The sequence below is a fragment of the Burkholderia lata genome, assembly GCF_902499025.1.
Lineage (GTDB): Bacteria > Pseudomonadota > Gammaproteobacteria > Burkholderiales > Burkholderiaceae > Burkholderia > Burkholderia lata_C.
In genome coordinates this window covers 1-23,833 of sequence record NZ_CABVPW010000068.1, presented here as the reverse complement: position 1 = coordinate 23,833, position 23,833 = coordinate 1, and the positions used below count along the sequence as shown (strand labels likewise).

At 68.8% G+C, this 23,833-nt stretch carries 20 protein-coding genes; 12 read left to right on the top strand and 8 right to left on the bottom strand.

The genetic code is table 11. From position 1 onward, the window contains the following. The 3 genes from BDI24065_RS39125 to BDI24065_RS39115 form a co-directional block, all read left to right on the top strand. On the top strand, nt 1–1,735 hold a 1,735-nt coding region (locus tag BDI24065_RS39125; protein WP_217481851.1), incomplete at its 5' end, for a sulfatase-like hydrolase/transferase. A 162-nt stretch (nt 1,736–1,897) separates the two neighbouring features. Continuing rightward, nucleotides 1,898–2,620: a haloacid dehalogenase type II gene (locus tag BDI24065_RS39120; protein WP_175035689.1), complete on the top strand. Its 723-nt coding sequence runs from the start codon at nt 1,898–1,900 to the stop codon at nt 2,618–2,620. A gap of 228 nt (nt 2,621–2,848) precedes the next feature. Then, nucleotides 2,849–3,685 (top strand): hypothetical protein, encoded by an 837-nt coding sequence (locus tag BDI24065_RS39115; RefSeq protein ID WP_254609948.1) that lies wholly within the window; start codon nt 2,849–2,851, stop codon nt 3,683–3,685. Here BDI24065_RS39115 and BDI24065_RS39110 read toward each other — a convergent pair. From BDI24065_RS39110 to BDI24065_RS39100, 3 genes are all read right to left on the bottom strand, one after another. Continuing rightward, nucleotides 3,682–4,173 (bottom strand): SRPBCC family protein, encoded by a 492-nt coding sequence (locus tag BDI24065_RS39110; RefSeq protein WP_175035687.1) that lies wholly within the window; start codon nt 4,171–4,173, stop codon nt 3,682–3,684. The two genes, BDI24065_RS39115 and BDI24065_RS39110, sit on opposite strands and share 4 nt — an antisense overlap. 59 nt (nt 4,174–4,232) lie before the next feature. Beyond that, complete coding sequence (locus tag BDI24065_RS39105) at nt 4,233–5,024, bottom strand: uracil permease (RefSeq protein ID WP_175035686.1); 792 nt, start codon at nt 5,022–5,024, stop codon at nt 4,233–4,235. Nucleotides 5,025–5,124: 100 nt separating this feature from the next. Further along, a complete protein-coding gene (locus tag BDI24065_RS39100; RefSeq protein ID WP_011355628.1) occupies nt 5,125–6,084 on the bottom strand; it encodes a LysR family transcriptional regulator in 960 nt (319 codons plus the stop codon). Between the two features lie 158 nt (nt 6,085–6,242). Here BDI24065_RS39100 and BDI24065_RS39095 point away from each other — a divergent pair, with 158 nt between their 5' ends. The 3 genes from BDI24065_RS39095 (at nt 6,243) to mmsB (ending at nt 10,153) form a co-directional block, all read left to right on the top strand. Next, entirely contained in the window at nt 6,243–7,562 is a 1,320-nt protein-coding gene (locus BDI24065_RS39095; protein WP_175035685.1) for an MFS transporter, read from the top strand. Nucleotides 7,563–7,671: 109 nt separating this feature from the next. Further along, nucleotides 7,672–9,198, top strand: coding sequence for a CoA-acylating methylmalonate-semialdehyde dehydrogenase (locus BDI24065_RS39090; RefSeq protein ID WP_175035684.1), 1,527 nt, complete (start codon nt 7,672–7,674; stop codon nt 9,196–9,198). A 64-nt stretch (nt 9,199–9,262) separates the two neighbouring features. Next, complete coding sequence (gene mmsB / locus BDI24065_RS39085; RefSeq protein WP_175035683.1) at nt 9,263–10,153, top strand: 3-hydroxyisobutyrate dehydrogenase; 891 nt, start codon at nt 9,263–9,265, stop codon at nt 10,151–10,153. Between the two features lie 127 nt (nt 10,154–10,280). Here the strand turns inward: mmsB and BDI24065_RS39080 are convergent, their stop codons facing one another. From BDI24065_RS39080 to BDI24065_RS39065, 4 genes are all read right to left on the bottom strand, one after another. Continuing rightward, the gene (locus BDI24065_RS39080; protein ID WP_175035682.1) at nt 10,281–10,613 is read right to left on the bottom strand and encodes a hypothetical protein; all 333 of its coding nucleotides are present in this window, start codon (nt 10,611–10,613) and stop codon (nt 10,281–10,283) included. Nucleotides 10,614–10,832: 219 nt separating this feature from the next. Beyond that, nucleotides 10,833–13,262, bottom strand: coding sequence for a c-type cytochrome (locus BDI24065_RS39075; RefSeq protein WP_175035681.1), 2,430 nt, complete (start codon nt 13,260–13,262; stop codon nt 10,833–10,835). Beyond that, nucleotides 13,252–13,755 (bottom strand): (2Fe-2S)-binding protein, encoded by a 504-nt coding sequence (locus BDI24065_RS39070; protein WP_175035680.1) that lies wholly within the window; start codon nt 13,753–13,755, stop codon nt 13,252–13,254. Before BDI24065_RS39070 ends, BDI24065_RS39075 begins: the two co-directional genes overlap by 11 nt. Nucleotides 13,756–13,945: 190 nt before the next feature. Beyond that, nucleotides 13,946–15,103, bottom strand: coding sequence for an FAD-dependent monooxygenase (locus tag BDI24065_RS39065; protein ID WP_175035679.1), 1,158 nt, complete (start codon nt 15,101–15,103; stop codon nt 13,946–13,948). 298 nt (nt 15,104–15,401) lie between these two features. Between BDI24065_RS39065 and BDI24065_RS39060 the strand changes: the two genes are divergently transcribed. From BDI24065_RS39060 to BDI24065_RS39040, 5 genes are all read left to right on the top strand, one after another. Beyond that, nucleotides 15,402–16,154, top strand: a complete 753-nt coding sequence (locus BDI24065_RS39060) for a maleate cis-trans isomerase family protein (RefSeq protein WP_048246304.1) — start codon at nt 15,402–15,404, stop codon at nt 16,152–16,154. A gap of 27 nt (nt 16,155–16,181) precedes the next feature. After that, nucleotides 16,182–17,012, top strand: coding sequence for an alpha/beta fold hydrolase (locus tag BDI24065_RS39055; protein WP_175035678.1), 831 nt, complete (start codon nt 16,182–16,184; stop codon nt 17,010–17,012). A 47-nt stretch (nt 17,013–17,059) separates the two neighbouring features. Then, nucleotides 17,060–18,100: a 2,5-dihydroxypyridine 5,6-dioxygenase gene (locus tag BDI24065_RS39050; RefSeq protein ID WP_175035677.1), complete on the top strand. Its 1,041-nt coding sequence runs from the start codon at nt 17,060–17,062 to the stop codon at nt 18,098–18,100. Between the two features lie 19 nt (nt 18,101–18,119). After that, nucleotides 18,120–18,773, top strand: a complete 654-nt coding sequence (locus BDI24065_RS39045) for an isochorismatase family protein (protein WP_175035676.1) — start codon at nt 18,120–18,122, stop codon at nt 18,771–18,773. A 219-nt stretch (nt 18,774–18,992) separates the two neighbouring features. After that, nucleotides 18,993–21,278: a xanthine dehydrogenase family protein molybdopterin-binding subunit gene (locus BDI24065_RS39040; RefSeq protein ID WP_175035675.1), complete on the top strand. Its 2,286-nt coding sequence runs from the start codon at nt 18,993–18,995 to the stop codon at nt 21,276–21,278. Nucleotides 21,279–21,364: 86 nt separating this feature from the next. Here BDI24065_RS39040 and BDI24065_RS39035 read toward each other — a convergent pair whose 3' ends face one another. Further along, the gene (locus BDI24065_RS39035) at nt 21,365–21,811 is read right to left on the bottom strand and encodes a MarR family winged helix-turn-helix transcriptional regulator (protein WP_175035674.1); all 447 of its coding nucleotides are present in this window, start codon (nt 21,809–21,811) and stop codon (nt 21,365–21,367) included. 534 nt (nt 21,812–22,345) lie between these two features. Here BDI24065_RS39035 and BDI24065_RS39030 point away from each other — a divergent pair. Then, nucleotides 22,346–23,653 (top strand): MFS transporter, encoded by a 1,308-nt coding sequence (locus tag BDI24065_RS39030; protein WP_175035673.1) that lies wholly within the window; start codon nt 22,346–22,348, stop codon nt 23,651–23,653. Nucleotides 23,654–23,833: the final 180 nt, after the last annotated feature.

Genomic DNA, 23,833 nt, shown 5'->3' with positions numbered 1-23,833 from the left:
CACGCCGCCGGCCGCCCCGGTTGCCGCCGGCGCGGGCGTCGATCCCGCACCCGCGTTCCATGGCGCGACGGCCGCACCCGCGGCCCCGCCCGCCGGCTACAACATCCTGTTCATCCTGACCGACCAGGAACGCCACTTCGACCGCTGGCCGTTCCCGGTGCCTGGCCGCGAAGCGCTGCGCCGCGACGGCATCACGTTCATGCATCACCAGATCGCCGCGTGCGTGTGCTCGCCGTCGCGCTCGACGGTCTACACGGGGCAGCACATCCAGCACACCGGAGTGCTCGACAACGCGGGCGTGCCCTGGCAGAAGGACATGTCGCCGGACGTGCGCACCGTCGGCCACATGCTGCGCGACGCCGGCTACTACGCCGCGTATCTCGGCAAGTGGCACCTGAGCGCGTCGATGCACGAAACCGCGAGCCCGTACACGGCCCCGGTGGCCGACTACAACCGCACGATCCGGTCGTACGGTTTCGACGACTATTTCGGCGTGGGCGACCTGATCGGGTCGGTGCGCGGCGGCTACCAGTACGACGGGATCACGGCCGAAGCCGCCGTGAGCTGGATGCGCAACCACGCGCCGCGTCTCGCGAAGGAAGGCAAGCCGTGGTTCCTCGCGGTGAACCTGGTGAACCCGCACGACGCGATGTTCGTGAACACCGACACGAACGGCTCGACGGTGCAGGACGCGAACCACCCGATGCTCGGCAACGCGCCGCCGCCGAACGACGTGCTGTATCGCACGTCGTGGCACGACGTGCCGCTCGCGGCGTCGCGACGGCAGCCGTACGACGAACCGGGACGGCCGCCGGCGCACGGGATGTTCAACGCCGCGCATGCGAACCTCGTCGGGCACTACCCGTTCACCGACGAACGCCTGCGCATCTATCAGGACAACTACTTCAACTGCGTGCGCGACTGCGACACGCACGTCGTGCGCCTGCTTCAGTCGCTGCAGTCGCTCGGCCTCGACGAACGCACGATCGTCGTGATGACGGCCGACCACGGCGACCACGTCGGCGCGCACCAGCTCGTCGGCAAGGGCGCGACCGCGTACCAGCCGCAGAACCACGTACCGCTCGTGATCCGCCATCCCGCGTATCCGGGCGGCATGCAGTGCGATGCGCTGACGTCGCACATCGACATCGCACCGACGCTGCTCGGGCTCACCGGTCTCGACGATACGCGCCTCGCATCGATCCGCGGCAGCGCGCTGAAGGGGCACGATCTCACGCGCTGGCTCGCGAAGCCGGCCGATGCAAAGCGGCACGCGGCGCGCGATGCGACGCTGTTCAACTACGCGATGCTGCTCTACTACGACAGCGAATGGATGCTGAAGGAACTGGGCACGCTGCGCCAGAAAGGCGTGCCGGAGGACGAGCTGTTGCGTCGCGCGCTCGCGCAGCAGCCGGATTTCCGGTTGCGCGGCACGATCCGCAGCGTGTTCGACGGCCGCTACCGGTTCACGCGCTATTTCTCGCCGCTCGAATTCAACCGGCCGACGACGATGGAGGACCTGTTCGCGCGCAACGACGTCGAGCTGTTCGACATCGCAAGCGATCCGGGCGAGATGCGCAACCTCGCGATGGACCGGAAGCAGCACGGCGAGCTGCTGCTCGCGATGAACGGCCGCCTGAACGACCTGATCGCGAGCGAGGTCGGCGACGACAGCCCCGACGTCATGCCGATCCGCGACGGCAAGGTGCAGGTGCAGATTCGCAAGCGGCATTGAGGACCCAGCCCCCCCCCCCCCGGACGCGGCGCAAACCGGACGCCCTCGCGGCCGGCCAAACCGCCTTTCCGTATCCGTGATTCAATGACGATCAACCCGGCGTCGCGCATTCCGGCGGCACGGCGATTCGACACCTCATCGATCGACCCTCACTGGATCACCATGACGAACCCTGCCGAAATCAAGGCGCTCGTTTTCGATGTCTTCGGAACGATCGTCGACTGGAGAAACGGCGTTGCACGCGGCGCCGCCGCGTTCCTCGACCGCTACGCCCCCGCGCTCGACCCGCTCGAATTCGCCGATGCGTGGCGGGCCGAATATTCGCCGTCGATGGAAGAAATCCGCAGCGGGCGCCGCCGCTACGTGCGGCTCGACGTCCTGCACCGCGAGAACCTCGTCCGCACGCTCGACCGCTACGGGATCGTCGACGTGCCCGACGGCGACATCGACGCGCTCAACCTCGCGTGGCACAGCCTCGACCCGTGGCCCGACGCGGTCGCGGCGCTGCAACGGCTGAAGCGGCGCTTCATCATCGCGCCGCTGTCGAACGGCAACATCAGGCTGATGGTCGACGTCGCGAAACGCGCGGGGCTGCCGTGGGATGCGATTCTCGGCGCGGAGGTCGTCCGTGCGTACAAGCCGTCGCCGCAGGTGTACAGCGACACCGTCGAGATTCTCGGCGTCGAACCGGCCGAGCTGTGCCTGGTCGCCGCGCACAACGGCGATCTCGCGGCCGCGCGCCGGCAGGGGCTGTCGACCGCGTTCGTGCTGCGGCCGACCGAACACGGGCCGGGCCAGACGACCGACCTGAAAGCCGACGATGCATGGGACTTCGACGTCAAGGATCTGCACGAGCTCGCCGACCGGCTAGGTTGCCCGGGTTGATGCCGGGGTCGATGCGCGATCGCAGCGCGCGGCCGGCCGCACTGCAGGGCCGGCGGAACAGTGCGTCGGGCGCGTCGCGCATAAAGTCAGACGACTGGTAGACTCCGCCAACCCTGTCCCTTGCGGCCGCGTACCACTATGTCGTCACCCCTGCGTCTTGTCGAAGGCAAACTGACCGCATTGCGCTTTCTCGAGCGCCCCGACCAAGGCACGGCCGGCAGCCGCCAGGTGCCGCCCGTCGATCCCGAAGCCCGCAAGAAATCGCTCGGCTACTGGTTCACGCACAGCGTGGTGCCGATCATGGCAGCCCTCACCGGCAACGGGGCCGCGGCCAATGCGCTGGTGTTTCAGCAAACCGACGAAGACCTCATCCTGGCCCGGTTGAACGCCGCGGCCGACAAGATCGAGCATCCGGCGACGTGGTCCTACGCGAACCTGCGCGAGACCAAAACTTTCGTCTCGGAAAACGCGTTCGTGACCGTCGGGAAGAACGGCAAGATCCTGTTCGCGAAGCTTCCGGTGGAAATCGAAATCGGCGGCGAGTCGTACCGCGGGTTCCTCGGCGGGCAATGCTTCGACGTCGGCGACGACGTGGTTGCCGTGGTCGATCGCCGCGGCCGCCTGTTCGCGCTGTCGTCTCCCGACCGGCACCGCATGGTCATGGATCACGCGTGCAGCGACACAGGGCTGGCCGGTCTCACGCACAGCCTCTGGCTGGCGTGGAAATGGATGTTCATCGGCACGAACTGCCTGCTCATCCCGATCATGATCCTGGCGCTATGGACCAGTGACGGCGGCTTTTCCGACCGGGGTATCGATCTGGCCATGCTGCTGGGCGGGCCGCTCACGGTGGGTGTCCTGCTCGCGCTGCTCGTGGGCGTGCGGTTGTCGTGGTCCGACTGGCTGCCGGCGTGGCGCACGTCGAGCGTCCTGAAGGCGCTGGGCCGGCCGGATCTGTGCAGGTTCGATTTCTTCGATACGCGCACCGACGCCGACCGCAACGGCCAGGTGCGCGACACGGATATCGGGCAAATCTATTACGCGCCCGCGCCCCGCCAAGCCTAGCGCGCCGGCGCGACCGCCTGCCCATGCGCCGCCATCGCGAGACGCCGCCAGTTGCGGGCCGCATACCGGTGCGCCTGCTGCAATGCGAACCACAACCCGATCTGCCGGACCGGCCTGAAGAGGCCGCGGGCGCGGAACACGGTGCGCCGTTCGACGCGTGTCCTGCCGCCTTCCACGGGCGTCAGCGTGAATTCGTCCTCGAGCAGCCCGACCCAGTCGCGGCACCACACCGTCGACGCCACCATCCGGTAACGCAGCCGGCGATGCTCGTCGAGCACGAGGATCCGCTGGTCGATGGTGCCGCGATCGGTCGTGCACTGCCGCGTGTTGCCGACGGCCGGCACGCCTTCGAGCACGCGGCAACTGACCGGTTTCGGCACACCGAGACGAAACAGCAACGGCCGCGTGTCGTCCATCCGGGCATGGAGGAAATGCGGCCAGACATGCTCGGGCCGGCAATCGAACGTCCACTGCGAATGAATTTCCACGACCGTCTCCTGGCGGCTGTCGGTGCCGACATGATGGCACAACCACCCCGCCGCCTCCGCTACTTCACGACCGCGCGCCACGCGGTGCGCGCATAGATGAGCAGCAAGGGCAGCAGCCCGAGCGCGAACAGCAGGCAGAGCGCCAGCACCCACACCGGCCACGCTTCCGGATTCCCCCGCACCCAGTAGCGGTAAGGCACGCTCAGTAACCCGATTTCCATCAGCAGCGCGCCGAGCGGCACGAGCCCGTTGACCACCGCCGCCACGCCGAAGCGGGCCGCGCCGTCGAGGTTCCGGCCGGCACCGTACGCCGCGATCAGGTAGAGGAAGTACCCGATCATCGCGACCATCAGCCCGCCGCCGGCCAGCAACCCGACACTGCGCACGCTGCGTTCGTGCAGTTGATTCGCCCCCTGCGGCAACACGACATCGACGCGCTCGCCGATGACCGGCACGCTGCCCGAGCGAATGTTGCCCGGCAGCACGACCCGCCGGCCGTCCGGCATCACGGCCGCCAGGATCGACGTGTACTTGATGCACGGGTATTTGTCCGTGCGCCCGCTGCTGTCGCTGCGCTCGCAGGTGTCCCACTCGGACTGGTAGGACACGACGGTCGCCTCGTATTTCGGCGACACCGCCAGTTCGTAGAGTTCGTCGCCGATCCAGTACGCGAACGGGAAGAACAGCGACACCAGGCAAAAGCACACGAGCCACCAGAACGCGACCGCGCCGCCCGATCCGCGCTTGCCGCCGGTCTGGCGGCGCACCATGCGCGACGCGAGCCAGTACGCGGCTACGCCGAACACGGCCACACAGACCACGAACACCTTGCCCGCATGCGTCAAAGCCATCTGTTCGCCCCCCGATAACCGGCCGGCTCTCCGTCGGCCGTTTTTTCATATGGATCGATCGCATCGTCGCGGTTGCCGCCGCAACCGCCACGCTCGCGCGCTATGCCGGCTCGCCGACGAATCTCAGCTTCCCCGATTCGCCCGACAGCAGCGCGCGATTCGCGTCCGCCGCCGCCCGCAGGTAATCCCACAGCGCGGTCACGCGCCGCAGCTTGCGCAGATCCTCGCGGCACGTCAGCCAGAAGCACCGCGTGACGACCACGTCGTCCGGCAGCACGGGCACCAGCGCCGGCTGCGTGGCCGCCATGAAGCACGGCAGGATCGCGAGCCCGCCGCCCTGCAGCGCCGCGAAATACTGCGCGATCACGCTCGTCGTGCGCAGCCCGGCCGTCGCGCCCGGCACCGCGCGGTCCAGGTACAGCAGTTCGTTGCTGAACGCGAGATCGTCGACGTAACTGATGAACGCGTGCTGCGCGAGATCGTCCGTGCAGGTGATCGGATCATGGTTCGCGAGATAGTCGCGCGTCGCGTAGAGCCGCAGTTGGTAGTCGCACAGCTTGGTGACCACGTAAGGCCCGCGCTCGGGCCGCTCGAGCGTGATCGCCAGGTCCGCCTCGCGCTTCGGCAGGTTGACGAAATGCGGCACCGGCAGCAGGTCGACCGTCACGTGCGGATGCTCGGCGCGAAACTGCGCGAGCTGCGGCGCGAGGAAAAAGCAGCCGAACCCTTCCGTCGACCCGATCCGCACATGGCCCGACAGCGCCTCGCCCGTGTTCGCGACCTGGTCGCACGCGGACTGTACGGTCGTCTCCATCGCGTCCGCATACGCGACGAGCCGCTGCCCTTCCGCCGTCAGCGTGAAGCCACCGGAACGCGACTTGTCGAACAGCAGCGTGCCCATCGCGGCCTCGAGCGCGCGAATGCGCCGCGCGACGGTCGTGTAGTCGACGCCGAGCCGCTTCGCGGCGCCGCTCGCGCGCTGCGTGCGCGCAACTTCGAGGAAAAAGCGCAGGTCGTCCCAGTTCAGGTTGCCGGAAACCGGCTCGGTAGCGTGTCGCATTAGCGAGGGAAAAAGGGGCTGGAGTCTCCGGGCCGGCCGTCGATATGCATAAATGCACATCCAACCGGTTTCTTTATCGGTACATGATGAATCTGCGCATAACTATACTCGACCGTGACCTGCGGACCACGAGCCGCGGCAACCACCACGGAGACACCATGCAGACCCGATCCACCCTCGATGAGCATGCGACAGTCGCGGCGCCGGCGCCCGAGCGCACCGCGAAGCACCACCTGCTGGCCGGCTGGGCCAGCATGGCCGGCACCACGATCGAGTGGTACGACTTCTTCCTCTACGGCACGGCCGCCGCCCTCGTCTTCAACCGCATCTTCTTCCCGTCGCTGGACCCCGTCGTCGGTACGCTCGCCGCGTTCGGCACGTTCGCGGTCGGCTTCATCGGCCGGCCGATGGGCGGCATCGTGTTCGGCCACTTCGGCGACCGTATCGGCCGCAAGTCGATGCTGATGATCACGCTGCTGCTGATGGGCGTGCCGAGCATGATCATCGGGCTGATCCCGTCGTACGACAGCATCGGCTACTGGGCCGCCGCGCTGCTGATCGCGATGCGCTTCCTGCAGGGGATGGCCGTCGGCGGCGAATGGGGCGGCGCGGTGCTGATGGCCGTCGAACACGCGCCGAAGGGCCGCAAGGGGCTGTTCGGCAGCCTGCCGCAGACGGGCGTCGGGCTCGGCCTGATCCTGTCGTCGGTCGCGATGGCCGCGGTGGCCGCGCTGCCGGAAGCCGACATGCTGTCGTGGGGCTGGCGCGTGCCGTTCCTCGCGAGCATCGCGCTCGTCGGCCTCGGCTGGTTCATCCGCGCGAAGGTGCCCGAATCGCCCGACTTCGAGAAGATGCAGCGCCAGGGCAAGGCCGAGAAGTCGCCGGTGACGGCCGCGCTGCGCCGCCATCCGCGCGAGGTGCTGACGATCGTCGGCGCGCGCGCCGCCGAGAACACCTGGTTCTACATGGTCGTCACGTTCGCGCTCGCGTACGCGACGCAGCAGCTGCATCTGCCGAAGGCCGAGATGCTGCACGCGATCACGGCCGGCGCGGCGCTGTCGCTCGTCACGATGCCGCTGTGCGGCCACCTGAGCGACAAGATCGGCCAGCGCCGGATGTTCGCGATCGGCCTCGTGCTGATGTGTGCATTCGCCGCGCCGTTCTTCATGATGCTCGGCACGCAGCAGGTGTCGTACGCGTGGTGGGCGATCGTGCTCGGCCTCGGCGTCGTGTTCCCGATCCTGTATGCGCCGGAATCGCTGCTGTTCGCGCAGCAGTTCCCGGCGGAAATCCGCTACAGCGGCATCTCGCTGTCGGTACAGCTCGCCGGCGTGATCGGCGGCGGCTTCGCGCCGATGATCGCGACGTCGCTGCTCAAGACCGGCGGCGGCCAGCCGCACTACGTGATCGCGTACCTCGTCGGCTTCGGCGTCTTCGCGCTCGTGTGTACCGCGTTGATGCGCCCGGCACGCGCGTGACGCCGGCCACCATTCGATCGATTTCAGTTCGTCCTGCCGTCCGCCGTGCACGCAAGCACGGTGGAATCGGGGGCCTTTTTTGTCGCCACACCGTTTCCCGGAGAGTTCCATGAACGCCGCAGTTCCCCAGACCACCCTCGCCCTGCCCACCGCCAAGCTGCTGATCGACGGCGCGTTCGTCGAATCGCAAAGCGCCGAATGGGGCGACATCGTCAACCCCGCGACGCAGGAAGTGATCGGCCGCGTGCCGTTTGCGACGCTCGACGAGGTCGATGCCGCGATCGCGTCCGCGCAGCGCGCATTCCAGACGTGGAAGACGACGCCGATCGGCGCGCGGCTGCGCATCATGCTGAAGTTCCAGGATCTCGTGCGCCGCAATCTCGAACGGATCGCGCACACGCTGACGGCCGAGCAAGGCAAGACGCTGCCCGACGCGCAGGGCGACATCTTCCGCGGCCTCGAAGTGGTCGAGCACGCGTGCTCGATCGGCACGCTGCAGCAAGGCGAATTCGCGGAAAACGTCGCGGGCGGCGTCGATACCTACACGCTGCGCCAGCCGATCGGCGTGTGCGCGGGCATCACGCCGTTCAACTTCCCCGGCATGATCCCGCTGTGGATGTTCCCGATGGCGATCGTGTGCGGCAACACGTTCGTGCTGAAGCCGTCGGAGCAGGATCCGCTGTCGACGATGCAGCTCGTCGAACTCGCGATCGAGGCCGGCGTGCCGCAGGGCGTGCTGAACGTCGTGCACGGCGGCAAGACGGTGGTCGACCGTCTCTGCACGCATCCGGACATCAAGGCGATCTCGTTCGTCGGCTCGACGCGCGTCGGCACGCACGTGTACAACCTCGGCAGCCAGCACGGCAAGCGCGTGCAGTCGATGATGGGCGCGAAGAACCACGCGGTCGTGCTGCCCGATGCGCACCGCGAACAGTCGATCAACGCACTCGTCGGCGCGGGCTTCGGCGCGGCCGGCCAGCGCTGCATGGCGACGTCGGTCGTCGTGCTCGTGGGCAAGGCGCGCGACTGGCTGCCCGAGCTCGTCGAGAAAGCGAAGGCGCTGAAGGTCAATGCCGGCGCCGAAGCCGGCACGGACGTCGGGCCGGTCGTGTCGAAGGCGGCGAAGGAACGCATCCTGTCGCTGATCGACTCGGGCGTGAAGGAAGGCGCGACGCTGTTGCTCGACGGCCGCAACGTGAAAGTGCCCGGCTACGAGCAGGGCAACTTCGTCGGCCCGACGATCTTCTCGGGCGTGACGACCGACATGTCGATCTACACGGAAGAAATCTTCGGGCCGGTGGTGGTCGTGCTCGAAGCCGACACGCTCGACGAAGCGATCGCGCTCGTCAACCGCAACCCGATGGGCAACGGCGTAGGCCTGTTCACGCAGAGCGGCGCGGCGGCACGCAAGTTCCAGAGCGAGATCGACATCGGCCAGGTCGGCATCAACATCCCGATCCCGGTGCCGGTGCCCTACTTCAGCTTCACGGGCTCGCGCGGCTCGAAGCTCGGCGATCTCGGCCCGTACGGCAAGCAGGTCGTGCAGTTCTACACGCAGACGAAGACGGTCACCGCGCGCTGGTTCGACGACGATGCGACGGCCGGCGGCGTGAACACGACGATCGCGCTGCGCTGAATGCGGAGCATGGGACCGGACTAGGCGCTCAAGCGCCAAGTCCGGTCGACACGGAGACCTACACATGGAAATTGCATTCATCGGACTCGGCAACATGGGCGGCCCGATGGCCGCCAACCTGCTGAAAGCCGGCCACACGCTGACGGTATTCGACCTCGACGCGCATGCGGTCGACGTCGCGGTGCGAGCCGGCGCGACGGCCGCCGGCTCGCCGCGTGAAGCGGCCGCGCGCGGCGCGGTCGTGATCACGATGCTGCCGGCCGCGCAGCACGTGCGCGCGGTCTATCTCGGCGACGACGGCGTGCTGGCCGGCGCGCGCGCCGGCGCTGCGCTGATCGACTGCAGCACGATCGATCCGGGCACCGTCCGCGCGGTGGCCGACGCCGCCGCGCAGCGCGACTTCCCGCTCGCCGACGCGCCCGTGTCGGGTGGCACGGGCGGTGCGCAGGCCGGCACGCTGACCTTCATGGTCGGCGCGGACGCCGCGCTGTTCGAGCGCATCCGCCCCGTGCTGCTCGACATGGGCAAGAACGTCGTGCATTGCGGCGGCACGGGCACCGGGCAGATCGCGAAGATCTGCAACAACCTGCTGCTCGGGATCTCGATGATGGGCGTATCGGAAGCGATGGCGCTCGGCGCCGCGCTCGGGATCGATCCGGCCGTGCTGGCCGGCATCATCAATACGTCGACCGGCCGCTGCTGGAGCTCGGACACGTACAACCCGTATCCGGGCGTGAGCGACACCGCGCCGGCCGCGCGCGGCTACGCGGGCGGGTTCGCGGCGAACCTGATGCTGAAGGATCTCGGGCTCGCGACCGAAGCGGCACGCAATGCGCACCAGCCGGTGTGGATGGGCGCGCTCGCGCAGCAGCTCTATCAGTCGATGAGCCAGCAAGGGCTCGGCACGCTCGACTTCTCCGCGTGCGTGAAGCTGTACGAGGCGCAGCCGGCGTAACCGCAACAGCCACTCCCGACGACGGACGTGCGCCGACCCGCGATGTGCGTGAACAGCATCGCGGGTCGTTTTGTATCCGGGGAAAGGAAAACGCGGGTAGTGACGGCGCATCAGCGCCGCCGGTGGCTCAACCGCGAGGGTCCGACGCCGTCTCGAAGGTCGGATGGCACTCGAACGCAAGTTCGGAGCGCGCGCCGACACGGCTGCCGCTGGTCAGCGATTCCTGCTTCATGCTCGCGCGCATGCCGCGCTGCGTGCAGTAGTTGGTGGCTTCGTCGATGGCCTTCGTATGAGCGTCGGCCCACGTCGTCGACACGCCGACCGTGCGCGTCGTCACGGTAAACACGTTCGGGTTCGACGTCGCGGTCACGTCGGAAGCGGTCGAACACGCGGCGAGCAAGCATGCAGCAGCCGCGACGGTCAACCATCGCAAGGTTCGAAAGGATACTGGAGTAGACATGGGGGCAAGCGCGCGCCGTTCGACGCGCATTGAGCAACATAGCCGACAGTATGCCTGCTCGATCGCCGGAGATCATGCCCCTTTCAGTGAACACATTGTTTCGAATGGTTAAACGATGATGAAAATGGGGCAATATTTCCGGCCAGTTTCAGGGCCAGATGCCGCCAGCGGGTAGATTTGCCCGGCGGGTCCGGCGGCCGCTCGTTGGGCGGCGGCCGATCAGTGCGCCGCGTCGTACCGGATCCTTGCCGACGCTTCCTCGAGGTTCCGCCACGCCGGCTGTCCCGGCGCGTAGCGCGCGCGGATGTACGCGGCGAGCTCGGCCATCTGCCGGTCGTCGAACGCGTCGCCAAAACCCGGCATGTAGCCGAGTTCGCCGGTGGCCGGCTGGTCGATCCCGTGATGCAGCACACGCAACAGGTTGTCCGGCGCGGCCTGGCTGACGCTCGTGTTGAGCCCCATCAGCGGGCGCACACCGAAATGCCCGACGCCGCCCGATTCCGCATGACAGACCGCACACGCGGCGTCGAACGCACGGCGACCGTTCTCCAGGCCCAGCGTGGCAACGGCTTCCGCGCCGCGCGCCTGACGGGCGGCCGCGTCGGCGGCGGCCGCTGCATCGACGGGCGGCGACAGCGACGCGAGATAGTGCGCGATCGCCTGGACATCGGCCTCGGGCAGCGACGCGAGCCCCGCGACGACGGGCGCCATCGGCCCGGCCGCCACGCCATGCTGCGCGGAGAAGCCCGTGCGCAGGTAGTCGAACAGCGCGCCTTCGGTCCACGGCACCGGCGTAGCCGGCGACGCGACGAGCGGCGGCGCGACCCATCCCTCGGCTGCGCCGCCCGACAGGTATGCAAAACCGCCCTTCTCCGCGCCCAGCGCGTTGCGCGGCGTATGGCACGCGCCGCAGTGCCCGGCGCCGTCGACCAGATACTTGCCGCGATTCCACATCGCGGAGCGTGCCGGGTCCGGCGCGAACGGCCGCGTCTCGTGAAACAGCCAGTTCCAGCCGGCGACGAGGCGCCGCTGGTCGAGCGGGAACGGCAGCTTCGTCTTCGGCGGCACGTGCTTCACCGGCGGCTGCGACATCAGGTACGCATAGAGCGCAAGCAGGTCCGGCTCGCTCAGCTTCGCGAACGCCGTGTACGGAAACGCCGGGTACAGGTGCGTGCCGTCGCGCGAGATGCCTTCGCGCATCGCGCGCGCGAAGGCCGGATACGACCACGTGCCGATGCCGGTTTCCGGATCGGGCGTGAGATTGGTCGTGTAGATCGTGCCGAACGGCGTATCGAGCGCGAGCCCGCCTGCATTGGTCGCGCCGCCGGGCGCGGTGTGGCACACCGCGCAATCGCCGGCGAGGGCGACCAGCCGGCCGCGCTCGAGCGTCGCCGCGCTCCACATCGCACCGTCCGCGCTGCCGGGCGCGACGGGTGCGATCGGCGCAGGGCCCGGCAGGATCGCGCAGGCCAGGCCGATCAGCCCGCCGACCACCCCGCCCACGCCGCCGCCGGCCAGCCAGCGGCGCCAGCGCGATGCGCGACGCGGGACGTCGTGCCCCGCTTCGCCGGAATCGGCCGGCACCGGTCGCGCGAGCGCCGCGCGGATGTGCTCGGCGTCGAACGGCGGTGCGCGAAACCGCACGCCTGTCGCGTCGTACAGCGCGTTCGCGATCGCGGCCGCCGCGGGCGCCGCGGCCTGCTCGATCCGGCGCGCATCGTGCTCGGACAGGTCGCCGTGCGCGCGATGCGCGGTGGCGTCGAACGCAACGAGTTCGTGGGCGATCGCATCCGGCTGCGCACCCGCATCGGTTTCGTCGTGCGCGGGCCGGGCGGACAAGCGCGTGCCCATCACGCGCGAAATCGCCGCCTCGATCTGCCACGCCGGCAAGCCGGCCATCGACGGGTCGCCCGGTTCGCCGGCACCCTGCCCGGCCACGACGCGTCGTACCGCGACGTCGCCCGTCGCGCGATCGACATCGAGATCGACGACCCAGGCGGACCAGCGCGCGTCGCCGTCGCGTATCGCGTCGGCTACCGGCGGCGGGTTGCCGGAAGACGCTGCGGCGCCATCAAAAGCGAAGCCGCGTCCGCTCAGGCGCGCATGGGCACCCGGGTCGACCGCGGCCGGTGTGCCCCATGCCGCGCGCTCGCTGACCATCCGGATAATCTCGCGCGGCCCCGCGTCCCGCGCCGCATCGAGATGCTGCAGGCGCAACGCGACAGGGTCGCGCCGCAATGCACCCGCCAGTTCGTCGACGAAGGATTCGCGCGCGAACACGTGCGCGTGTCCGGGAATCGCGTGGCCGGCATCCGCGAGTTCGACCGACGTCTGTGCGTGCCGGTAGACGAACGGCGCGACGGGGCCGGTATCCGCGCGTTCGGTCGTCGCACCGTGCTGCGCATGAAAATCGTCCGTGACAGCGCCCATACCGGCCGCCTGCGCGCGATAGCGCCAGGTCGTCATTCGCCCGTCGGACGCGGTCCGTGTTTCGACGTCGAGCGATACCTGCGTGTCTGCATGCGCATCGCCGATCGGCCAGGTGTAGCGCGCGCGGTGCGCGCGCAAGGTATCGGTGCCGGCTTCATCGCGCGGCTCGGGTACCGTCACGCACGCCGGCTCGACGGGCAAGCCGGTGTCAGGCTTCATCGCCGCCTCGCAGATAGCGTGCCGCGCGATGCACGGCGCGGATGATCTCCAGGTGCGTGCCGCAGCGGCAAAGATTGAAGCGCAACGCATCGCGGATCGCCGCATCGTCCGGCGCGGGATCGCGGTCGAGCAGCGCCTTCGTGCTCATGATCATCCCGTTCAGGCAATAGCCGCATTGCGCGGCCTGCTCGTCGATGAACGCGCGCTGGATCGGATGCGGCGCGTCGCGCGACCCGAGCCCCTCCAGCGTCGTGACGTCGCGCCCGCTCGCGGCAGCGGCCGGCACGACGCACGAACGCGTCGCCTGCCCGTCGACCAGCACCGTGCACGCGCCGCACTGCCCGAGCCCGCAGCCGTATTTCGGGCCGTTGAGCGCGCAGTCGTTGCGCAAGACCAGCAGCAGCGGCGCGTCGGGCGCAGCCTCGACGAAGGTGTGCGGCGTGCCGTTCACGCGAAACGCCAGCGGCCGCGACGGAGAAGCGGGATGGGACATGAATGGATCCGGAATGCGGCGCGCGGGCCGAGGGCGACCGGCTGCGGGCGACCGGCTGCGGGCACTGCCGCCGGTGTGCGCCCGCCGGCGCGCGCCTGACATATAACACGCCGAAAAACACGCGTACCCGCGCAGCGGCGCTGGTGGCGCCGACGGCGAAGCGCCGGCCGGCGCGGGCACCGCGTACGCGTCAGGCCACGGCCGTGACGCTGTCGCGCGACGGCGAGACGAGCGGCACGTCGAACACGTCATAGCCGAACACCCACGACGGATCCTCGTTCGTGCGCAGCCACGTGTTGTTGTGCGATACGAGCTGCACCTTCGACGCGCGCGCCGCGCGATTCGCCTCGTACAGCGCGAACGCACCCGCGTAGTCGCCGACACCGACTTCGTCGAGGCAGCGCGCGAGCATCGCGGCATCCTCGATCGCCATCGCCGCGCCCTGCGCCATGTGCGGCTTCATCGGATGGCACGCGTCGCCGAGCAGCACGAGCCGGCCGCGGCTCCACAACGGCAGCGGATCGCGCTCGAGCAGCGGCCACTTGGTGATCGACGGCGATACGTCGATCAGGTGCTGGATGTCGTTATGGAAACCCGCGAACGCCTCGCGCATTTCGTCGCGGCTGCTGTCGACCATCGACACGCCTTCGGGCCATTCGGCCTGCGGCACGCCGGTCACGTAGTAATACTCGTCGCGCTTCTCGGTCACGTAGTAGACCATCATGTGGCGATCCTCCGACCACCACTTCACGCACATGTCGTACGGCTTGTTGCCGAGCAGCGACGCCGGGAACACCGCACGGTGCGCGACATATCCCGTGTAGCGCGGCGGCTCCGCACCGAGCAGGTGCTCGCGGATCCGCGAATTCACGCCGTCCGCGCCGATCACGATGTCGGCCGTCTCGACGCTGCCGTCGGTGAACGTCAGGCGCACCGCGTCGCCGGTGTCCTCCACCGCCGCGAGCCGCTTGCCGAAGCGGATCGTGCCGGGCGTCACCGCCTGCGTCATCAATGCATGGAAATCGCCGCGATGCACGGTCAGGTAGCTCGCGCCGTAGGCCTTGCGCGCGTAGTCGCCGAGCGGGATCTGCGCGAGCACGTCGGCCGTCTGCCAGTCGCGGCTGTACCAGCAATCCGGATGCGAACCCATCGTCTCCAGCGCGTCCTCGCAGCCGATGCGCCGCATGATCTTCATCACGTTCGGGCCAAGGTGGATGCCCGCGCCGAGGCGCGAGAACGCCGGCGCCTGCTCGTACAGCGCGACGTCGTAGCCGCCGCGCTGAAGCAGCGCCGCGGCGGCCGTGCCGCCGAGACCGGCGCCGATGATTGCGATACGGGGTGTGCTCATGCGGATCTCCTGATCGTGGGCCCGTCGCCGAATACGGCACGAGAGCGGGCGGATTGAATGGCGTTTATATAGCGTACACACTCAATTTATTCAGGACAAGCGGATTGTCGCCCATCGCCACGACATTCGGGAAAACACCAATAATTCGTCGGATATCCGCACACACAAGCGGCCTACGCACGATCGACGTCATTTTGATCCATTGCCAATTTCAAATGTACACACTAGACTTTGCTCGACTTCAGGCGATCTCGCACCCGCGCGCCGCCCCACCCTTACCGACACGGAGCCTCCCGTCATGAGCAAGACCTACCGCATCGGCCAGATCGTGCCGAGTTCCAACACGACGATGGAAACCGAGATTCCCGCGATGCTGCGGCTGCGCGAAACGATCCGCCCCGAGCGCTTCACGTATCACTCGAGCCGGATGCGGATGAAGAAGGTCGTCAAGGAAGAACTCGCGGCGATGGATGCCGAATCCGACCGCTGCGCGGTGGAACTGAGCGATGCGCGCGTCGACGTGCTCGGCTACGCGTGCCTGGTCGCGATCATGGCGATGGGGCACGGCTACCACCGCGTGTCGCAGGCGCGCCTCACGAAGCACACCGCGGACAACGGCGCGCAGGCGCCGGTGCTGACGAGTGCGGGCGCGCTCGTCGACGCACTGAAGGTGATCGGCGCGAAGCGGATCGTCGTCGTCGCGCCGTACATGTTGCCGCTGACCGAACTCGTGGTCGACTACATCCGCAACGAAGGCTTCGACGTGCTCGCGTACCGCGCGCTGGAGATCCCCGACAACCTCGACGTCGGCCGTCACGACCCGGCGCGCCTGCCCGACATCGTGAAGACGCTGCCGTACCAGGACGCCGATGCGATCGTGCTGTCCGCGTGCGTGCAGATGCCGTCGCTGCCGGCCGTCGCGAAGGTCGAGGCGATGACGGGCAAGCCCGTGATCACGGCCGCGATCGCGACGACCTACGCGATGCTGCGCGAGCTCGACCTCGAGCCGGTCGTGCCCGGCGCGGGCGCGCTGCTGTCCGGCGCGTACTGAACGCTGCCCATTCGACGGAGTCCATTCATGCCCTCGACTTTCCTTTACGGCGCGAACATCCGCGCGAACGGCATCCGCCAGCACTACCTGCGCTACGGCGGCGCGACCGGCGCGCGCGCGTCGCGCCCGGCAATCTTGCTGATTCCCGGCATCACGAGCCCCGCGATCACGTGGGGTTTCGTCGGCGAAGTATTCGGCGCGGCGTTCGATACCTACGTGCTCGACGTGCGCGGCCGCGGGCTGTCCGACGCGTCGCCGTCACTCGACTACAGCCTCGATGCGCAGGCCGACGACATCGCGGCACTCGTCGCCGCACTCGGCCTGCCGCGCACCAGCCTCGTCGGCCATTCGATGGGCGCGCGGATCGCCGCGCGCGCCGCGCGGCGCGGCATCCGCGGGCTCGAATCGGTCGTGCTCGTCGATCCACCGGTGTCGGGCCCGAACCGCCGCGACTATCCGGGCAAGCTGCCGTGGTACATCGACTCGATGGCGCTCGCGCGCGCCGGCATCGACGCCGAAGGCATGCGCGCGTTCTGCCCGACCTGGACCGATGCCGAACTGCAGTTGCGCGCCGAATGGCTGCATACCTGCGACGAGCGCGCGGTGCGCGCGACGTACGAGGGTTTTCATACGGACGATTTCCACGCGGACGCCGCGCAGCTGGCCGTGCCGTCGCTGCTGATCACCGCCGAACGCGGCGACGTGGTGCGCGACGACGATGTCGCCGAACTGCAGCGCGCGACGCCATCGATGCGGCACGTGCGCGTGCCCGGCGCCGGTCACATGATTCCGTGGGACAACGCACCCGGCTTCTACGCGGCGTTCGGCGACTTCCTCGGCGCGCCGCTCGCGGCCTGATCGCGCGGCGCCCGCCCCTTTCCTTCACGCCTTTACCGGAGCCGACGATGCCAGTCAGCGATACCCAACTGATCGACGCGTGGAAGCAGGTCCTCACGCTGTCGCGCCTCGAACCGGGCCAGACCGTCACGATCCTGACGAGCGCGGCCACCCACCCGCAGACGCTGTCGTGCGCGCTGATCGCGACGCAATCGATGGGCGCGATCGTCAACCGGCTCGACCTGCCGCCGGTGAACGGCGACAAGGCGTTCAGCCGCGACCCGCTCGCGTATCTCGGCACGACGCCGCTGACCGGCAACAAGGCCGCGATCGCCGCGCTGCGCGAGAGCGACCTCGTGCTCGACCTGATGACGCTGCTGTTCTCACCCGAGCAGCACGAGATCCTGAAGTCCGGCACGAAGATCCTGCTCGCGGTCGAGCCGCCCGAGGTACTCGTGCGGATGGTGCCGACGCTGGTCGATCGCACGCGCGTGCTCGCCGCGGCGAAGCACCTCGCCGCCGCGCGCGAGATGCGCGTGACGTCGGCGGCCGGCACCGCGCTCGTGTGCCCGCTCGGCGAGTTCCCGCCGACGGCCGAATACGGCTTCGTCGATGCGCCGGGCCGCTGGGACCACTGGCCGAGCGGCTTCGCGCTGACCTACCCGAACGACCGCACCGCGCGCGGCACGATCGTGATCGATCGCGGCGACATCCTGCTGCCGCAGAAGCACTACGTGAGCGAGCCGATCGTACTGACCGTCGAAGGCGGTTATGCGACGCGCATCGAAGGCGGTGTCGACGCCGACCTGCTGCGCGACTACATGGAAACGTTCGCCGACCCCGAGGGCTACGCGATCTCGCATATCGGCTGGGGGCTGCAGCCGCGCGCGCGCTGGTCGACGCTCGGGCTGTACGACCGCGAAGCGACGATCGGGATGGACGCGCGCGCGTTCGAGGGCAACTTCCTGTTCTCGCTCGGCCCGAACAACGAAGGCGGCGGCGGCCGCACGACCACCTGCCACATCGACATCCCGCTGCGCCGCTGCACGGTCGAACTCGACGGCGCAACCGTCGTGCGCGACGGCCGCGTGACCGACCAACCCGCCTGACCGACGAGCCCCCGATACCATGAACGATCTCTCCCGCCACGCCGAAGCGAACGTCTATCGCCAGCAGGGTTTCGGCACGCCGCTGCCGCCGCACGGCAATATCGGCCTGCTGATCGTCGACTTCGTGGTCGGCTTCGCCGATCCCGCGACGTTCGGCGGCGGCAACATCGCGCCGGCGATCGCGCGCACGACGCATGCGCTCGCGCTGGCGCGCGAACGCGGCTGGCCGGTCGCGCACAGCCGCATCGTGTACGCGGACGACGGCAGCGACGACAACGTGTTCTCGCTGAAGGTGCCCGGCATGGCAACGCTGACCGAGCACCATCCGAACAGCGCGATCGTGCCGGAACTCACGCCCGCGCCCGGTGAGCTCGTCGTGCGCAAGACCGTGCCGTCCGCATTCTTCGGCACGCAACTCGCGCCGTGGCTCGCGCAACGCGCAGTGCAGACGCTGCTCGTCGCGGGCGCCGTGACGAGCGGCTGCGTGCGCGCGAGCGTCGTCGACGCGATGTCGCACGGGTTCCGCCCGCTCGTGCTCGCCGATTGCGTCGGCGATCGCGCGATCGCGCCGCACGACGCGAACCTGTTCGACATGCAGCAGAAATACGCGGCGGTGATGCCGCTCGACGATGCGATCGCGGCGATCGATGCGGTGCAGGCGCGCACGCGCTGAATCGGCGCGGCGGGCCGGCGGCGCCACTGGCCGGCGCCCGCCCGCGCGATTGACGCTGCGCTTTTGGCGGCCTAGATTGACGACGCACGCGCTCGCGACGGCGACCGCCGTTGCGCCCGCCGCACACCGGGAACAGGACACCCCGGCCGCCGGCCGCCTCGCCCCGCGTACGCCGCTGCCGGCCGCGCGACGCCCCTCCCTTGACAGGATCCTTCATCCGTGAACCGCTCCGAACTGCTCGCGCGCAACGGCTGCCTGACCGTGATCCGGCCGCCCGCGCCGCCCGTCAAGCCGGCGCCCGGCCAGCCGGGCAGTCTGTCGTCCTACGTGCCGGGGCTGCCGGAAGTGTTCGTCGCGATTCTCGACGACGGCCGCATCCTCGCGTTCAACGGCCACGTCGATCTCGGCACCGGCATCCGCACGTCGCTCGCGCAGATCGTCGCCGAGGAACTCGACGTGCCGGCCGCGCGCGTGACGATGGTGCTCGGCGACACGGCCGCGACACCGAACCAGGGCCCGACCATCGCGAGCGCGACGATCCAGATTTCCGCGACGCCGCTGCGCTGCGCGGCCGCGCAGGCGCGTCACGCGCTGCTGGCGCTCGCCGCCGAACGGTTCGGTGTCGACGCGGCGCAACTGCACATCGACGATGCGACGATCTCGGCAAACGGGCAAACGGCCACGTTCGCCACGCTCGTCGCCGCGCACCGGATCGCGCTGACGCTGGATCTGAACACCCGCACGAAAGATCCGGCCCAGTACCGGATCGTCGGCAGGTCGTCGCCGCGCGTCGACCTGCCCGCGAAGGCAACCGGCCAGCTCACGTTCGTGCACGACATGCGTGTGCCGGGCATGCTGCACGGCCGTGTCGTGCGGCCGCCGTATGCGGGCCACGACAGCGGCGCATTCGTCGGCACCTCGCTCGTCGACGTCGACCGCGCGTCGGTGGCCGACGTGCCGGGGCTCGTGGCCGTCGTCGCGATCGGCGATTTCGTCGGCGTGGTGGCCGAGCGCGAGGAACACGCAATCCGCGCGGCGCGCCAGCTGCGCGTGACGTGGCGGCCACTCCCGGCGCTGCCGCCGCTCGACGCGCCGGCTGCCGCGATCGCCGCCGCGCCGGCCAAGCGCCGCGTGCTGCTCGATGAAGGCGATGTCGATGCGGCGCGCGCGCAGCCCGACACGATTACGCTGTCGCGCACCTATGCGTGGCCGTTCCAGATGCACGGCTCGATCGGCCCGTCATGCGCGCTCGCCGACTACCGTGAGCCCGGCGACGGCCGAATCACCGTGTGGTCCGGCACGCAGAATCCGGTATCGCTGCGCTACGACCTCGCGACGCTCGTCGCGCGCGACGAAGCCGATTTCGACGTGGTGCGGATGGAAGCGGCCGGCTGCTACGGCCGCAACGGTGCGGACGACGTGTGCGGCGACGCGCTGCTGCTGTCGCGCGCGGTCGGCCGCCCGGTGCGCGTGCAGCTGTCGCGCGCGGACGAGCATCTGTGGGAACCGAAAGGCACGGGCCAGCTGATGCAGGTGACCGGCACCGTCACGCGTGACGGCCGCCTGCTCGGCTACGACTTCACGACGCGCTACCCGTCGAACGACGCGCCGCTGCTCGCGGCGCTGCTGACCGGCACGATCGCGCCCGAGCCGCGCGTGTTCGAGATGGGCGACCGCACGGCCGTGTCGCCATACGCGAGCCCGCATCGCCGCTTCGTCTGCGAGGATCTCGCACCGCTCGTGCGCGCGTCGTGGCTGCGCGGCGTGTCGGCACTGCCGAACTCGTTCGCGCACGATGCGTTCGTCGACGAATGCGCGGCGCTGACCGGCGTCGACCCGCTTGCGTTCCGGCTGCGCCATCTGCAGGACACGCGCGCGACCGAAATGCTGCAGGCCGTGGCCGACCGCGCGGGCTGGACGCCGCGCGTGCAGCGCACGCCGCATGAACCCGCTATGCCGAGGCTCGTGCGCGGCCGCGGGATCGCCTACGCGCGCTACGTGCACAGCCGCTTCCCCGGCTTCGGCGCGGCGTGGTCGGCATGGATCGTCGATCTGAACGTCGATCGCGTGTCGGGCGAGATCCGCATCGAACGCGTCACGGTCGGCCAGGACACGGGCACGATGATCAACCCCGATGGCGTGCGCCACCAGATCCATGGCAACGTGATCCAGGTATTGAGCCGCACGCTGAAGGAGCGCGTGCGCTTCGCCGACGGCAAGGTCGCGTCGCGCGAATGGGCGAGCTATCCGATTCTGACCTTCGCGGAAGTGCCGGACGTCGATGTCGTCCTGATGCCGAGACAAGGCGAGCCGCCGCTCGGCGCGGGAGAATCGGCGTCGGTGCCGGGCCCTGCCGCCGTCGCGAACGCGTTGTTCGATGCGACAGGCGTGCGGTTCTACGCGCCGCCGTTTACGCCGGAGACGGTCCGGGCTGCGTTGCGCGACGCAGGCCGGTTGATGACGGCCGATGCGGCTGATGCACGGATGGCAACGGGCACGGTTTAGGGGCCACCGGCTTCATCGCAGGATCCAGCCGGCCGACAGACGGATCGCCCCACCTGACATCACCGCCGCCCCGCGAGCGACGCGCATCACGCGTCGCCGTCTTCTTCCATCATCTTGCGCAGCAGGAACTGCAGCGCGACCCGCTCGCCCGGATTGAGCGCCCCATACGTGCGCTCCGTCACCTGCCGCGCGAACGGCACCGTGCGGTCGATCAGCACTTGGCCGGTCGCAGTGGCGCGCACGATCAGCTTGCGGCCGTCGTTCGGATCGGGCAGCACCTCGATCAGCGCGCGCGCCTTCAGGCGATCGACCACGCCGCGGATCGTCGCCTGGTCGATCGCGGTCGCCTTGACGATGTCGTTCAGCGAGCACCCCTGGCGCTCCTTGACCGCACACAGCGTGACGAACTGCGCGGCCGTGAGATCCGAATCGGGAATCGCTTCCTGGAAGATCGACACGTGCCGCTGATACGCGCGGCGCAGCAGGTGCCCGACCTGGTCGTGAAAGTCGTAGGAATCCTTCGAAGACGCCATGAAAGTGCAGGCCCGCGCCGCATGTAAGGGAAAGACAAGCAGTGTACACCCTCAATTCGGCACGACCGGCAGCCGGGTTGCCGCTTCATTGCGGTGCATCAGGATCCGCAGCGCCCGGCGTGCAGCGCACCTGACGATCGCCTGACCGCTACGCATCGTCCGCCGAGAATGTCGCCGAGACGGCATGTGATTCACATTCGACCCTGTTGCTGCGCATGCGCTTGCGTGCATCGGCAGACTTTCGTGCACACACTTTAGTTTTAAGCGCATACGCACGAATTTTGTGCATGACCCCACACCTCTCCACCCCCTTTCAACCCGCGCTCATTTCCATCAAAAACCTCTCCAAACACGTGGTTTTTATTACGCAAACGCTTGCCGATATGTGGCCGGAATCGTGCCTGTGCGATTCGGTATTTTCTAGTGTGTACGCTATTTAATTGCCGTGATATACAGACTCCAGTGCGCAGCGGAACGTCCGCTCGCGTCGATCGGCCACCCATTCATCCGACACATTCGAACAGGGGCAATCCCATGTCTACCGCACACCCGAGCGCCGCCGTTTCCCCCGACGACGCGCTGCACGGAAATCTCTATCGCAAGGTCACGCTACGCCTGATCACGCTCTTCTGCCTGTGCTACTTCGCGGCCTATCTCGACCGCATCAACATCGGGCTCGCGAAACTCCAGATGCTCGACGCGCTGAAGTTCAGCGATACCGTGTACGGGCTCGGCGCCGGCCTGTTCTTCGCTGGCTACATCCTGTTCGAAGTCCCAAGCAACCTGGTGCTGCAACGCGTCGGCGCAAAGCTGTGGATCGCGCGGATCATGATCACGTGGGGCCTGCTGTCGGGTGCGACGATGTTCGTGCACACGCCGACGCAGTTCTACCTCGTGCGCTTCCTGCTCGGCGCGGCCGAGGCCGGCTTCCTGCCCGGCGTGCTGCTGTACCTGACGCAGTGGTATCCCGACGCGCGCCGCGCGCGGATCGTCGCGCTGTTCATGGTCGGGCTGCCGTTGTCGAGCATGATCGGCAGCCCGATCTCCGGGTGGATCATGCGCGCGTTCGACGGCGCGCACGGGCTCGGCGGCTGGCAGTGGCTGTTCCTGCTCGAGGCGCTGCCGTCGGTGCTGCTCGGCTTCGCGGTGCTGCGCTGGCTGCCCAACAACATCGAATCCGCGCAATGGCTGAATGCCGACGAGAAGCACGCGCTGCGCGCGAACCTCGACGCCGATCCGTCCGGCAACAAGAGCCATGCGCTCGGCAAGGCGTTCTCCGATCCGAAGGTATGGGCGCTCGGCCTGATCGACCTGTGCGTGCTGCTCGGCCTCTATGCGGTGAGCTTCTGGCTGCCGACGATCCTGCGCGACACGGGCGTGAAGGATGCGTATCACATCGGCTGGCTGATGGTGATCCCGAATGCCGCGGCCGTGCTCGCCACGCTGTACTGCGGCGCAAGTTCCGACCGCGCGCGCGAACGCCGCTGGCATATCGTCGTGCCGTTCATGGTGTCGGCCGTCGCGCTGGCGATCGCGGCATCGTCATCGCACGGCACGCTCGGGACCGTGCTGCTGTTCTCGCTGATCAACGCAGGCGCGGCCGCCGCGATGCCGGTCGTCTGGGCATTGCCTTCGACGTTCCTGAAGGGTTCGGCCGCCGCAGGCGGGATCGCGTTCGCGTGCTCGATCGCCAACCTCGGCGGGTTCGGCAGCACCTATTTCATCGGCTGGCTGCGCGACACGTTCCATTCGCAAAGCGCGGGGCTGTACGGCTTTGCCGCATGCATGGTGGTCGGCTGCGCCCTCGCGCTCGCCTACCCGGCCCGGCTCGTGAACCGCTGACGCAACGCGTCGCCCGCGCGACGCGGTCGTTTTTACAACCGCGCCGGGCGCGGCCCGCGCCACACGACCTGCCCCGCCGCGCGCACGCACACCACCCGGCGCATGTGCCAGGCGCGCATGGCCCCCCTCACGCAGGCGTCGCACCCGCGCACGGCCGGTGCGACGCCCGCCACACGCGCC